We start from the raw sequence: 12,822 nt of genomic DNA, 5'->3' as shown, positions 1-12,822 counted from the left end.
CCCGGCGCGGTGCACAATCCCCCCGCCCGTGACGCGCCGTCACCGGGCCCCCTCCGCCACCGGGAGCGACGATGACCAACCCACCCCAGGGCGGCGGTACGCCGGGGCCGTACGGCCCACCGCCGGGCCCCTACGGGCAGCAGCCGGGGCCCTACGGGCCGCCGCCGGGCCCGTACGGCGCCCCGGGGCAGTACGGGCACCCCGGGCCGCCGGGCCCCTACGGCGCCCCGGGCCAGTACGCAGCCCCCGGTCCCTACGGGCCGCCCGGTCCGTACGGGCCGCCGCCCGGCCAGTACGGCCCGGCGCCCGGCCAGCAGCCGCCCTGGGGGCCGCCCCCGTCCGGCGGCGCGACCGCGCCCCGCAGGTCGCGGCTGCGTCTCTACCTCGGCCTGGCCACCCTCGCGGCGCTGCTCGTCCTCGCCGTCGTCCTCGCCCGGGTGATGGGCGACACGGTGCTGGACCGCTCCGCGGTCGAGCGCGACGTCGCGGCGCAGTTCGAGGAGCGGGCCGGCGTGGCGATCGACCTCGACTGCCCCGCGGAGATGACCGTGGAGGCCGACGCGGTCTACGAGTGCTCGGGCACCACCGCCGACGGCGAGGACGTCACCCTGGAGATCCGCATCACCAACGTCGTGCTGGCCGAGTACACCTGGGACGAGATCTGAGGCGGCCCCCGCCGCGCCGGCCCGCGCCGTGGGGCCCTGGTCAGACCGTGGCGTCGGCCGGCCAGCCCAGCGCCGCGCCCAGCCGCCGCACCGAGGACTCGATGCCGTGCGCGGCCGCCAGCGCGGCCAGCGCGTCCGGGTCGGCCGGCCGGCGCGGCAGCTCGTCGGCGACCGGCGGCAGGTCGATGTCGCGGGCCACGGCGACCACCACCGGCGCGGCGTCGAGGTAGTCCGCCCCGGCGTGCAGCTTCTTCAGGACCGCCGCGGTCAGCGGCGCCCGGGGGACGACGGTGCGCGCCGCGGCGGCCCGGATGCCGGCCAGGTCGCCGAACTCGGTGATCAGCGCGGCCGCGGTCTTGGCGCCGATGCCGGCCACGCCCGGCAGGCCGTCGCTGGGGTCACCGCGCAGGACGGCGAAGTCGGCGTAGGCCCGCCCCGGGATGCCGTACTTCGCGGTCACCGCCGCCTCGTCGACCAGCTCCAGGTCGGTGATCCCGCGGGCGGTGTAGAGCACCCGCACCCGCCGCGCGTCGTCCACCAGCTGGAACAGGTCGCGGTCGCCGGTGACGACGTCCACCGGGCCCGCGGCCCGCTCGGCGAGGGTGCCGATGACGTCGTCGGCCTCGTAGCCGGGGGCGCCCACCCGGGCCAGGCCGGCCGCGGCGAGCACCTCCACCAGCACCGGCACCTGCGGGCCGAGCTCCTCGGGGGTCTCCTCGCCCCCCTCGGGGGCGACCCGGTGCGCCTTGTAGGAGGGCAGGGCCTGGACGCGGAAGGCCGGGCGCCAGTCGTCGTCCCAGCAGGCCACCAGCCGCTCGGGGGCGTGGGTGGTCACCAGCCGGGCGGTCATGTCCAGGAACCCGCGCACGGCGTTGACCGGGCGGCCGTCGGGCGAGGTCACGCTGGTGGGCACGCCGTAGAAGGCCCGGAAGTAGAGGCTGGCCGCGTCCAGCAGCATCGTCGTCACAGCCGGCGACGGTAACGGCCGGGAGGGGTTCCGGTGCGCGGAGCTAGTCTGCGGTCCGTGCCGACCTCTTCCCCGTCCGGGCCGCTGGTGACCGTCGACCGGGTGCACACCGCCCGCGCGGTGGCCGCCGAGCTCGGCATCGACCTGCTCGTGGTCACCCCCGGCTCCGACCTGCGCTACCTGTGCGGCTACCACGCCCACGCGATGGAGCGGCTCACCGCGCTCGCGGTGCCCCGGCGCGGCGAGCCGTTCCTCGTCGTCCCCCGGCTGGAGGCGCCGATGGTCGACGCCAGCCCCGCCGGCGGCCTGGGCCTGGACGTGCTGGCCTGGGACGAGACCGACGACCCGTTCGCGCTGCTGGCCGGGACCGCCACCGCCCGCCTCGGCACCGCCCCGGCCCGGGTCGCGGTCGGCTCGCGCACGTGGGCCGAGCACGCCCTCGGCGTGCAGCGGGCGCTGCCCGGTTCGGCGCTGGAGCTGGCCGCGCCGGTGGTCGACCGGCTGCGGATGGTCAAGACCCCGGCCGAGGTCGCCGAGCTGGCCGCCGCCGGCGCCGCCATCGACCGGGTGCACGCCCGGATGGGGGAGTGGCTGCGGGTGGGGCGCACCGAGGCGCAGGTCGGCGCCGACATCGCCGCGGCGATCCTCGCCGAGGGCCACGTCGGCGTGGACTTCACCATCGTCGGCTCCGGGCCCAACGGCGCCAGTCCGCACCACGAGCTGTCCGACCGGGTCGTCGAGAACGGCGACGTGGTGGTGGTGGACATCGGCGGGGAGACCGCCACCGGCTACCGCTCCGACTGCACCCGCACCTACGCCGTCGGCCGCGCGCCCGGCGCCGAGGTCACCGAGTGGTACGCCGTCCTGCAGCAGGCGCAGGCGGCCGCCACCGCCGCCGTCCGGCCCGGGGTGAGCGCCGAGCAGGTCGACGCCGCCGCGCGCGAGGTGATCACCGCGGCCGGGTGGGGGGAGTACTTCATCCACCGCACCGGGCACGGGATCGGCCTGGACACCCACGAGGCGCCCTACATCGTGGCCGGCAACGCCCTGCCGCTGGCGCCGGGGATGGCCTTCTCCGTGGAGCCGGGCATCTATCTGCCCGGCCGCTGCGGCGCCCGCATCGAGGACATCGTCGTCTGCACCGAGGACGGCGTGGTGAGCGTCAACGAGGGTCCGCGTGAGCTCCTCACCCTCGGCGGCTGAGCCCGGCGGCGGGAGCCCGCCCACCGCCTCGGCCGACGTCGACCGGGCGCTGCTGGCCGCGCTGGCCCGCGACGGCCGGGCCAGCTACACCGAGCTGGCCGAGCGGGTCGGGCTGTCGGTGTCCGCGGTGCACCAGCGGGTGCGCCGGCTCGAGCAGCGCGGCCTGATCACCGGCTACCACGCCAAGGTCGACGCGGCCTCGCTCGGGCGGGGGCTGACGGCGTTCGTGTCCATCACGCCCATCGACGTCGCCGCGCCCGACGACGCCCCGTCCCGCCTGGCGCACCTGACCGAGATCGAGGCCTGCCACTCCGTCGCCGGGGTGGAGAGCTACATCCTCAAGGTGCGGGTCGCCTCACCCGACGCCCTGGAGGCGCTGCTGCAGAAGATCCGCGCGGCGGCCAACGTCACGACGCGGACGACGGTGGTGCTCTCCACCTTCTACGAGGACCGCCCGCCGCTGTGAGCCGCGAGGGTGCCGGGGACCGGCTCGACCGGCTGTACGCCGCCTTCGCCGCCCGCGACGTCGCGGCGGTGACGGCGGCGATGACCGAGGACGTGGACTGGCCCAACGGCTGGGAGGGCGGCCGGGTCGTCGGGCGCGCGGCGGTGGCGGACTACTGGCGCCGGCAGTGGACGCAGATCTCGCTGTCGGTGCGCCCGCTGCGCACCACCGAGCTGCCCGACGGCCGGGTCGCCGTCGACGTCGCGCTCGTGGTGCGGGGACCCGACGGCGGCGTGCTGTCCCGGGCCACCGTGCGGCACGTGTACGCCTTCCGCGGCGACCTGGTGGCCCGGATGGACGTCGTCCCGGCCGGCGCGCAGCCCCCGGCCCCGTAGGCCACCGGGGGCGTGGACCGACCCGGCGGGCCCCCGCCTGGACACGTCTTCGAACGTGTGTTCGGATGGCGGCATGCGATGGGACGCGCAGCGGATCGACGCCGCCGACCCGGCGACGCTGCCGGGCATGCCCACCCTGCGGGGCCTGCTGCGCAGCGTGCAGGTGCCGGAGTTCCCGGGGCTGACCTTCCACGAGGTGCGCAGCAGGAGCGCGCTCAACGAGGTGCCCGGTCCGTCCGCCATGCCGTTCCGCTGGACGATCAACCCCTACCGGGGCTGCTCCCACGCGTGCCTCTATTGCTACGCCCGTGGCACGCACCAGTGGCTGGAGCTGGACCCCGGGCGGGACTTCGACTCCCAGGTCGTGGTGAAGACCAACGTCGCGCAGGTGCTGCGCCGGGAGCTGGCGCGGCCGTCGTGGCGGCGGGAGCACGTGGCGCTGGGCACCAACACCGACCCCTACCAGCGGGCCGAGGGCCGGTACCGGCTGATGCCGGGGGTGATCGCGGCGCTGGCCGGGTCCGGCACGCCGTTCTCCGTCCTGACGAAAGGCACCCTGCTGCGGCGGGACCTCCCGCTGCTGGCCGCCGCGTCCCGCGACGTCCCGATCGGGCTGGGGGTGTCCATGGCGATCCTCGACCAGGAGCTGCACGAGTCGCTGGAGCCCGGGGTGCCCGGCCCGCGGGCCCGGCTGGAGCTGGTGCGCGCCATCACCGACGCCGGGCTGTCCTGCGGGGTGTTCCTCGCACCGGTGCTGCCCGGCCTCACCGACCGCCGGGCGGACCTGGAGGCGACCATCGCGGCGATCGCCGAGGCCGGCGCCAGCGGCGTCACCGTCGTCCCGCTGCACCTGCGGCCGGGCGCGCGGGAGTGGTTCTCCGCCTGGCTGGCCCGCGAGCACCCGCAGCTGGTGCCCCGCTACCGGCAGCTGTACCGCCGGGGGGCGGCCGTGGCGCCGGAGTACCGGCGCTGGCTGGCCGGCCGGGTCGCCCCGCTGCTGGCGGCGCACGGGCTGGACCGGCGCAGCGGGGGAGCGGCGCGCGGCGCGGGTGCCCCGGCCGCCGGCATCCCGGGCGACGAGCACAGCGACTTCCCGACCGGCAGCCTGCCCCCGGCGCGGGGCGGGACGGGTGGCCCGGCGGTGCCCGGTGCCCGCGCCGCAGCGGTGCGCCCGGCGGCACCGGAGCAGCTGGCGCTGCTCTGATCCGCGCCGGTCAGTCGGCCCGCCGCGCCGAGCGGGCCACGGTGCGCTGGGCCCGGACCGCGCCGCGGGCGGCGACCGGGGCGGCGCCGGCCGCGAGGGCGAGCCGGCGGTAGGAGTCGTAGGACAGCGTCAGGTAGGCCACCGCCAGCGCCTCGGCCTGCTCCCGGCGTGAGGGGGGCGCGGTCAGCCGCAGGTGGTGGGCGGTGCGGACGGCGTGCTTGGCGAAGGTCACCTGCAGCGCCTGGGTGGACAGCTGGCCACCGACGGCCGAGGCCAGGCCGGGGCCGCGGCGCAGGGCCGGCAGCACCCACGGGCTGTCGGCGAGGGCCGGGAAGCGGGCGCGGCGGGCCTCCCAGGCGTGCCAGGCGGTGAGCGCGCCGGGCACGGACCACTCGCCGTCGTCGGTGCGGACCACCAGGCGGCGGGCGGTGGCGTGGACCTGCTCCCGGCGCAGGGCCCGGAACTGGCCCACGGTGGCCGGCCAGTTCAGCGCCAGGGCGCACCAGGCGACGGTGCGCAGGTGCTCGGGGTCGTCGCTGCGGACCCGGGTGAGGGGGCGCAGCTCCAGCGTGGGCGGCTCCGGCTCCGGCGTGCGCACCGTCGGCAGGGCCACCCCGCCGTAGCGGGCCACCTTGCTGTAGAGCGCGACGGTGGCCGGTTTCCAGCCCCGGGCGGCGGCGATCGGGTCCAGTCCCTCCTCGGCGAGGGCGTCGGGGCCCAGCCCCAGCTCGAGGGCGGCCTCGATCAGCCGGCGCCACTGGACCTCGTACCCCTCGGGCGGGCGCAGCCGCTGCCAGGAGCGCTCGGCGGGGGGAGCCGGCATCGACGGCAGCGGCGACTGCCACGGACCAGTCATGACGCCATCCTACCGTTATCCCCAACATAACAACACCTCTGTGCCGTGGGCACCCGCCGTCGTCCCCGGCGGCGCCTCCGGCGCCGGAGCAGCGACGCGCGAGGCCCGTGCGGCGCGAGGAGGAAGGGCAACGGCGCCGCAGGGGCCAGTTGTTCCACAAGACACTTGGGCATAACGGACGACGGCGTGTCGGCTTGACGGTTCGCCGCGCGGCGGCGCCCGCTCCTGGTGATCATGGGCGGGTGCGCACCGTGGGCGTGGAGGAAGAGCTGCTGGTCGTGGACCCCACCGGGCGGCCGGTGCCGCGGGGCCCGGCCGCGCTGGAGGTGGCCGCTCGTCGGGGTGAGGGCGAGACGGTGCCCGAGCACGACCGCGCCGACCGGGAGCGCACCGATGATGCCGCAGCCGGCGACGGGCACGACGGCGACGCGCGGGGCGGGCTGGTGCCCGAGCTGAAGGCCCAGCAGCTGGAGTACGCCACCCGCGTCTGCGCCGGCCTCGACGACGTCCTGACCGACCTGCGGTACTGGCGCGGGCGGGCCGACGCCGCCGCCCGCGCCGTCGGCGCGCGGGTCGCCGCGCTGGCCAGCTCCCCGGTCGAGGTCGAGCCGGTCACCACGCCGGGGCAGCGCTACACCGAGATGGCGCAGACCTTCGGGCTCACCGCCCTGGAGCAGCTGACCTGCGGCTGCCACGTGCACGTCTCGGTCGAGGACGACGAGGAGGGGGTGGCCGTCCTCAACCGCATCCGCACCTGGCTGCCGGTGCTCACCGCCGTGACCACCAACTCACCGTTCTGGCTGGGCCGCGACAGCGGGCACGCCAGCTTCCGCTCCCAGGCCTGGAACCGGTGGCCCTCCTCGGGCCCCAACGAGCTGTTCACCGACGCCGCGGCCTACCACCGGCTCATCGCCGACCTGGTCGCCACCGCGACCATCGTGGACACCGGGATGGTGTACTTCGACGCCCGCCTGTCCGAGCGGTGGCCCACCGTGGAGGTCCGCACCGCCGACGTCGCGCTGCGCGTGGAGGACGCCGTCACCCTCGCCGGGCTGGCCCGGGCCCTGGTGGAGACCGCCGCCCGGGAGTGGCGGGCCGGTGTGCCCGCCCCGGCCGTCCGCAGCGAGGTGGTCCGCGTCGCCGCCTGGCGGGCCGGCCGCTCCGGCCTCACCGCCGACCTCGTCCACCCCGGCACCGGCCGCCCCGCCCCGGCCGCCGCGGTGCTCGGGGCGCTCCTCGACCACGTCCGGCCGGCGCTGGTCGACGCCGGGGACGAGCAGCGGGTCACCGACGGCGTCGCCGCCCTGCTCGAGCGCGGCACCGGGGCCGACTTCCAGCGGCGGGTGCACGAGCAGACCGGCGAGCTCGCGGCGGTGGTGCGGGCCGCCGTCGAGGTCACCCACCGGTGACCGCGGCCCCGGGGTCGTGGTCCCGCGGGGGCGGCTATCGTCCGGCCATGTACACCGCGAGCTGGCGCGACGTCGTCCGCAGGGACCTCTTCGGCCCCCGCCCCGACCCGCGCGACCGGCCCTACCGGGCGGTCATCCGGCTGGCCCTGATCGTGTTCCGGCTGTTCCGCTTCCGCTTCGACGTGCGCGGCGCCGAGCACGTGCCGGCCACCGGCGGGGCGATCATCTGCAGCAACCACGTCAGCTACCTGGACTTCACCTTCCTCGGGCTGGCCGCCCTGCCCCAGCGGCGCCTGGTCCGGTTCATGGCCAAGGCCTCGGTGTTCGCCCACCGCTTCTCCGGGCCGTTCATGCGGGCGATGCAGCACATCCCGGTGGACCGCCGCGCCGGCGCCGCCGCGTTCGAGGCGTCGGTCCGCGCGCTCAAGGACGGCCACGTCGTGGGGGTCTTCCCCGAGGCGACGATCAGCAGCAGCTTCACGGTCAAGGAGCTCAAGGCCGGCGCCGCGCGCATGGCCATCGACGCCGGTGTCCCGGTCATCCCCGCCGCGGTGTGGGGCGGCCAGCGGGTGGCCACCAAGCACCACCCCGTGGACCTCAAGCGGGACGTCGCGATCACCGTGGTCCTGGGCGAGCCGCTGGTCCCCGAGCCGGGGGAGAAGACCCAGCAGCTGCTGCGGCGGATCCGGGCGGCGATGGAGGCGCTGGTCGACGAGGCGCAGCGCAGCTACCCGCAGCAGCCCGCTGGCCCCGGGGACCGCTGGTGGCTGCCGGCCCACCTCGGCGGCACTGCGCCCACCCCGGAGGAGGCCACCCACCTGGACCACCACGACGAGCGCGGCACCGCCACCCGGCTGCCCCGCCCGCACCCGGTGGCCCGTGTCCGGGCCGTGCTGGCCCGCCGCCGCGCCTCCGGCTAGCGCGACGGCCCCGGCCGGTTCCCCTCCTCGGCCCCTGCACCGAGCCGGCGCGCGGTGGGGGGCAGGGGGCCTTCAGTCCACGACCACGGGGGCCATCAGCCGGAACACCTCCAGCTCGACGTCGTACCACCGCCGCATGCGCCCCAGCGGCGCCATGCCCAGCCGGCGGCACACCGCCAGGGACGGCGCGTTGCCCGGCCGGACGACGGCGTAGACCTCCGGCAGGCCCGCGGCGAAGGCCCGGTCGATGACCAGCCGGGCGGCCTCGGTGGCGTAGCCGTGCCCCCAGGAGTCCGGGTGCAGGTGCCAGCCCACCTCCACCTCCCCGACGCCGTCGGGCAGCGGCTTGAGCAGCAGCGTGCCGGCGACGACGCCGGTGGCGGCGACCTCGACCGCCCAGACCCCGGAGCGCTCCCCGGCCGCGGACACCGCCGCCCAGCGCGCCACCAGCTCCACCGGTGTCACCGACGGGGGACCCCCCAGCCAGCGGGTCACCTCGTCGCGGCCGTAGAGGTCCAGCAGCCGGGCGAGGTCGGCGCGGGCGGTGCTCCACGGCCGCAGCCGCAGCCGGGCGGTGTGCAGCGCCCCGCCCTCGGCCGTCATCTGCCCTGCCTACCCCGGGGCCCCCGCGGCGGCCACCCGGGACACGGGGAGTCGGCTCAGTCGGCTCAGTCGGCCAGGGACGCCGCCCGGGACGCGGCGGCGGCGCGGTCGGCGGCGGCGCCCCATCCGTCCGCCCACGCCCCGCGGCCCCGCCACCAGGCCCGCCCGCTCTCCGGCAGGGTCGCGATCGGGTCGTAGTAGGTGTAGCGGCGGTCGAGGGCGTCCTCGTCGTCGCGCTCAATGCCGGTGCGGTAGTTCTTCGTCCAGTAGCTGATGCCGCGCTCGCGGTCGTACTCGGCGACCTGGTGCACCCAGCGCTTCCCGACGTAGGGCACGTCGCAGACGATCCGCGGCGTGGCGAAGCCGGGCAGGTAGCCCATGAGGTCGTGCTGCAGCGTCTGCGCCTCGGCCAGCGACACCCGCCAGTGCTCGGCGCTGGGCACCATGTCGCACATGTAGAAGTAGTAGGGGGTGATGCCGGCGCCGTCGAGCAGCGCGAAGCACAGGTCCAGCAGCGCCGGCGCAGAGGCGTTCACCCCGCGCAGCAGCACGCCCTGGTTGCGCACGTCGCGCACCCCGGCCGCCAGCAGCGCCTGCGCCGCCTCGGCCACCAGCGGGGTCACCGACTGGGCGGCGTTGACGTGCGTGTGCACGGCGAGGGACACCCCGCGCGCCCGGGCGGTGGCCGCCAGCCGGGCCATGCCGGCCACGACGTCGTCCTGCAGCCAGTGCTGCGGCAGGCCCATGAGCGCCTTGGACGCCAGCCGGATGTCGCGGACCGACTCGATCTCCAGCAGCCCGGCGACGAACGCCTCGAGACTGCGGAAGGGCAGGTTGGCGACGTCCCCGCCGGAGACGACGACGTCGCGCACCCCGGGGGTGGCCCGCAGGTAGGCGAGCATGGCGGCGTGCCGGTCGACCGGCCGGGCCGCGAAGCGCAGCTTGGCGACGGTCGGGGTGGAGTTGCCCACCAGGTCCATCCGGGTGCAGTGGCCGCAGTACTGCGGGCAGGTGGGCAGCAGCTCGGCGAGCACCTTGGTGGGGTAGCGGTGGGTGAGCCCCTCGACGGCCCACATCTCGTGCTCGTGCAGGGAGTCGCGGGCGGCGTAGGGGTGGCTGGCCGCGTCGCCGGGCAGCCGGTCGGAGGCGACCGGGAGCATGTAGCGGCGCACGGGGTCCGCGCGCATGGCCGCGGGGGTCGGCACGGCGTCGGGCACCATCGTGGTGAGCACCTGCGGGGGCAGCAGCAGCGACATCGTGGCGCGGCCGGCCTGGTCGGCGGCGACGTCGGCGTAGAAGGCCTCGTCGAGCAGGTCGCCGTAGACGCCGTACAGCTGCCGCACGTTCTTCACGCAGTGCGCGCGCTGCCACTGGGCGCTGCGCCACTGCTCGGCGGTCACGTCGGCGAAGCCGGGCAGCCGACGCCAGTCGGGCTCGGCGAGGGCACGGGCGGTGTACTCGTAGGGCTGTTCCAGCACGGTGGCGCCTCCCGGATCTCCGCTCTCGTGCCGACCATACGGGAGGATTTCCCGTTCCACGGGGGAAAGGCGCTAGGTTCTCCACGATGGACGCGCGAGGACGCACGGAACTGCTGCCCCGGGCCCTGGGTGCCCACCGGGTGCTCGAGCCCCCCGGTGTGCTGCCCCAGGCGGCCGCCCGGCTGGACGCCGACCCGGCGATCGGGCCCGACGAGGTGCGGATCGCGGTACAGCGACTGAACCTCGACGCGGCGTCCTTCCGGCAGCTGGCGGAGTCCTGCCACGGGGACGGCGCCGCGGTCCGGGCGGCGGTGCTGGCCATCGTCGCCGCACGCGGCAAGATGCAGAACCCGGTCACCGGGTCCGGCGGCATGCTCATCGGGGTGGTCGACGCGGTGGGGCCGGAGTCGCCGCTGGGCCTGGCCGTCGGCGACCGGGTGGCCACCCTGGTCTCGCTCACCCTCACGCCGCTGTCCCTCACCGACGGCCTCGCCCGCTGGGACGGCCGCAGCGAGCAGGTGCCGGCCGCGGGGACGGCGATCCTGTTCGCCCGCTCCCTCGCCGCGGTCCTGCCCGACGACCTGCCCGAGGCCGTCGCCCTCGCCGTCCTCGACGTGTGCGGGGCGCCGGCGGCCACCGCGCGGGTGGTGCGGGAGTCGGGCGCCCGCTCGGTGGCCGTCCTGGGGGCGGCGGGGAAGTCCGGCTGCCTGAGCCTGGCCGCGGCCCGGGCGGCGGGGGCCACCGAGCTCACCGGTTTGGTCCGCGACGCGCGGGAGGCCGCGGCCCTGACCGCGGCGGGGCTGGCCGACCGCGTGGTCGTCGCCGACGCCACCGACCCGCTGGCCGTGGCCGCCGCGGTCGCCACCCCGGCCGAGGTCACCGTGGTGTGCGTCGACGCGCCGGGCGCCGAGCACGGGGCGGTCCTCGCCACGGCCGACGGGGGCACCGTGGTCTTCTTCTCCATGGCGACGTCGTTCGCGCAGGCGGCGCTCGGAGCGGAGGGGATGGCGGCGGACGTGACCATGCTGATCGGGAACGGCTACACGCCGGGGCACGCGGCCCTGGCCCTGGACCTGTACCGGTCCACGCCGGGGGTGCGGGCGCTGGTCGACCCGCGGGTGCACCGGTGAGCGTCCTGGTCACCGACGTGACCGTGGGCGACCGGCCCGGGCGGGCGGTGCGCGTGGAGGAGGGCCGCCTGGCCTGGCTGGGCGACGCCGCCGACGCCGCGCCGGCCGACCGGGTGGTCGCCGGGGAGGGCGCCCTGCTCACCCCGGCGTTCGTCGACGCCCACGTGCACGCCACCGCCACCGGACTCGCGCTGATCGGTCTCGACCTCCACTCGAGCGTGAGCCTGCAGGCGGCGGTGTCGGCCGTGGCGGCCCACGCCCGGACAGCGCGGGACGGGGTCCTGCTGGGCACCGGGTGGGACGAGACGGGCTGGCCGGAGGGCCGCGGGCTGACCCGCGCGGACCTCGACGCCGTCGTCGGTGACCGCCCGGCCTACCTGGCCCGCGTCGACGTGCACTCCGCCACCGTCTCCACGGCGCTGCTGGACCGGGTGCCGGGCATCGCCGCGCTGCCCGGCTTCGCCCCCGACGGCCGGCTGCGGCTCGACGCCCACCACGCCGCGCGGCAGGCGGCCTACGGCGCGGTGGACGCCGCCGGCCGCCGCGCCGCCCAGCGCGCCACCCGGGCGGCCGCCGCCGCGCTGGGCATCGGCAGCCTGCACGAGATGGCCGGCCCGGAGGTCTCCGGCGCCGAGGACCTCGCCGGGCTGCTCGCCCTGGCCGCCGGGGAGCCGGGCCCGCTGGTCCTGGGGTACTGGGGGGAGCTGGCCGAGCGCGGCGGCCTGGACGTGGTGCGCGAGCTGGGGCTCAGCGGCGCCGGCGGCGACCTGTTCTGCGACGGCGCGTTCGGCTCCCACACCGCGGCCCTCACCGCCCCCTACGCCGACCGGCCCGACACCGCCGGCAGCCTGCGCTTCGAGACGGCGTCCCTGGTGCACCACGTGCGCGCCTGCACGCGCGCCGGGGTGCAGGCCGGCTTCCACTGCATCGGGGACGCCGCCGTCGAGCAGGTGCTCACCGCCGTGGGCGCCGTCGTGGCCGACCTGGGCCGCGCCGCGGTGCGTGCCTGCCGGCACCGGCTGGAGCACGTGGAGATGGCCGGCCCCTCGGCGGTGGACCGGATGGCCGACTGGGGGATGGTGGCCAGCGTCCAGCCCGGCTTCGACGCGGCGTGGGGCGGGCCGGCCGGCATGTACGTCGAGCGGCTGGGCCCGGCGCGGGCCCGGGACTGCAACCCGTTCGCCGACCTGGCCGACGCCGGCGTCGCGCTGGCGCTGGGCAGCGACGCCCCGGTGACCCCCATGGACCCCTGGGGCGCGGTGCACGCCGCCGTCGACCACCGCACGCCGGCCTCGGGGCTGCGGCCGTTCGACGCCTTCGACGCCGCCACGCACGGCGGCTGGCACGCCGTGCGCGCCGAGCACCCGCAGGGCCCGCTGGCCGTCGGCGCGCCGGCGCACCTGGCGCTGTGGGAGACCGCGCAGACCCTCTCCGCCGTCCTGGGCGGGGGGGGGGGGGGGGGGGGGCGGGGGGGGGGGGGGGGGGGGGGTGGGGGGGGGGGGGGGGGGGGGGGGGGGGGGGGGGGGGGGGGGGGGGGGGGGGGGGGG

General features: G+C 77.5%; 13 protein-coding genes. 9 read left to right on the top strand and 4 right to left on the bottom strand.

Translation table 11 applies throughout. The features are described from left to right. The first annotated feature begins 71 nt into the window (after positions 1-71). The gene (locus ACI79E_RS13010) at positions 72-665 is read left to right on the top strand and encodes a DUF4333 domain-containing protein (RefSeq protein ID WP_456932968.1); all 594 of its coding nucleotides are present in this window, start codon (positions 72-74) and stop codon (positions 663-665) included. Between the two features lie 40 nt (positions 666-705). Here the strand turns inward: ACI79E_RS13010 and ACI79E_RS13005 are convergent, their stop codons facing one another. Further along, positions 706-1,623 (bottom strand): 5'-3' exonuclease, encoded by a 918-nt coding sequence (locus ACI79E_RS13005; protein ID WP_456933063.1) that lies wholly within the window; start codon positions 1,621-1,623, stop codon positions 706-708. 66 nt (positions 1,624-1,689) lie between these two features. On the opposite strand from ACI79E_RS13005, the gene ACI79E_RS13000 reads away from it, so the two are divergent. The 4 genes from ACI79E_RS13000 (at position 1,690) to ACI79E_RS12985 (ending at position 4,879) form a co-directional block, all read left to right on the top strand. After that, the gene (locus ACI79E_RS13000) at positions 1,690-2,835 is read left to right on the top strand and encodes a M24 family metallopeptidase (RefSeq protein WP_456932967.1); all 1,146 of its coding nucleotides are present in this window, start codon (positions 1,690-1,692) and stop codon (positions 2,833-2,835) included. Continuing rightward, positions 2,810-3,301 (top strand): Lrp/AsnC family transcriptional regulator, encoded by a 492-nt coding sequence (locus ACI79E_RS12995; RefSeq protein ID WP_456932966.1) that lies wholly within the window; start codon positions 2,810-2,812, stop codon positions 3,299-3,301. Before ACI79E_RS13000 ends, ACI79E_RS12995 begins: the two co-directional genes overlap by 26 nt. Further along, a complete protein-coding gene (locus ACI79E_RS12990; protein ID WP_456932965.1) occupies positions 3,298-3,675 on the top strand; it encodes a nuclear transport factor 2 family protein in 378 nt (125 codons plus the stop codon). Before ACI79E_RS12995 ends, ACI79E_RS12990 begins: the two co-directional genes overlap by 4 nt. A gap of 73 nt (positions 3,676-3,748) precedes the next feature. Continuing rightward, entirely contained in the window at positions 3,749-4,879 is a 1,131-nt protein-coding gene (locus tag ACI79E_RS12985) for an Rv2578c family radical SAM protein (protein WP_456932964.1), read from the top strand. Positions 4,880-4,889: 10 nt separating this feature from the next. Here ACI79E_RS12985 and ACI79E_RS12980 read toward each other — a convergent pair whose 3' ends face one another. Further along, entirely contained in the window at positions 4,890-5,735 is an 846-nt protein-coding gene (locus tag ACI79E_RS12980; protein ID WP_456932963.1) for a hypothetical protein, read from the bottom strand. 242 nt (positions 5,736-5,977) lie between these two features. Between ACI79E_RS12980 and ACI79E_RS12975 the strand changes: the two genes are divergently transcribed. Continuing rightward, positions 5,978-7,144, top strand: a complete 1,167-nt coding sequence (locus ACI79E_RS12975) for a carboxylate-amine ligase (RefSeq protein ID WP_456932962.1) — start codon at positions 5,978-5,980, stop codon at positions 7,142-7,144. Positions 7,145-7,191: 47 nt separating this feature from the next. Beyond that, a complete protein-coding gene (locus tag ACI79E_RS12970; protein ID WP_456932961.1) occupies positions 7,192-8,064 on the top strand; it encodes a lysophospholipid acyltransferase family protein in 873 nt (290 codons plus the stop codon). 72 nt (positions 8,065-8,136) lie between these two features. Here ACI79E_RS12970 and ACI79E_RS12965 read toward each other — a convergent pair whose 3' ends face one another. Both ACI79E_RS12965 and ACI79E_RS12960 read right to left on the bottom strand, forming a co-directional pair. After that, complete coding sequence (locus ACI79E_RS12965; RefSeq protein ID WP_456932960.1) at positions 8,137-8,667, bottom strand: GNAT family N-acetyltransferase; 531 nt, start codon at positions 8,665-8,667, stop codon at positions 8,137-8,139. A gap of 65 nt (positions 8,668-8,732) precedes the next feature. Then, positions 8,733-10,145 (bottom strand): KamA family radical SAM protein, encoded by a 1,413-nt coding sequence (locus ACI79E_RS12960; protein ID WP_456932959.1) that lies wholly within the window; start codon positions 10,143-10,145, stop codon positions 8,733-8,735. Positions 10,146-10,231: 86 nt separating this feature from the next. Here ACI79E_RS12960 and kdd point away from each other — a divergent pair, with 86 nt between their 5' ends. Then, on the top strand, positions 10,232-11,275 hold the full coding sequence (gene kdd, locus ACI79E_RS12955) for an L-erythro-3,5-diaminohexanoate dehydrogenase (protein WP_456932958.1): 1,044 nt from the start codon (positions 10,232-10,234) through the stop codon (positions 11,273-11,275). Next, positions 11,272-12,822: amidohydrolase (locus tag ACI79E_RS12950; RefSeq protein WP_456932957.1), on the top strand; the 1,551-nt coding region annotated here is incomplete at its 3' end. The genes kdd and ACI79E_RS12950, both read left to right, overlap by 4 nt.

Source organism: Geodermatophilus sp. SYSU D00079, from assembly GCF_054050635.1.
This window is presented reverse-complemented; position numbering and strand designations above follow the sequence as displayed.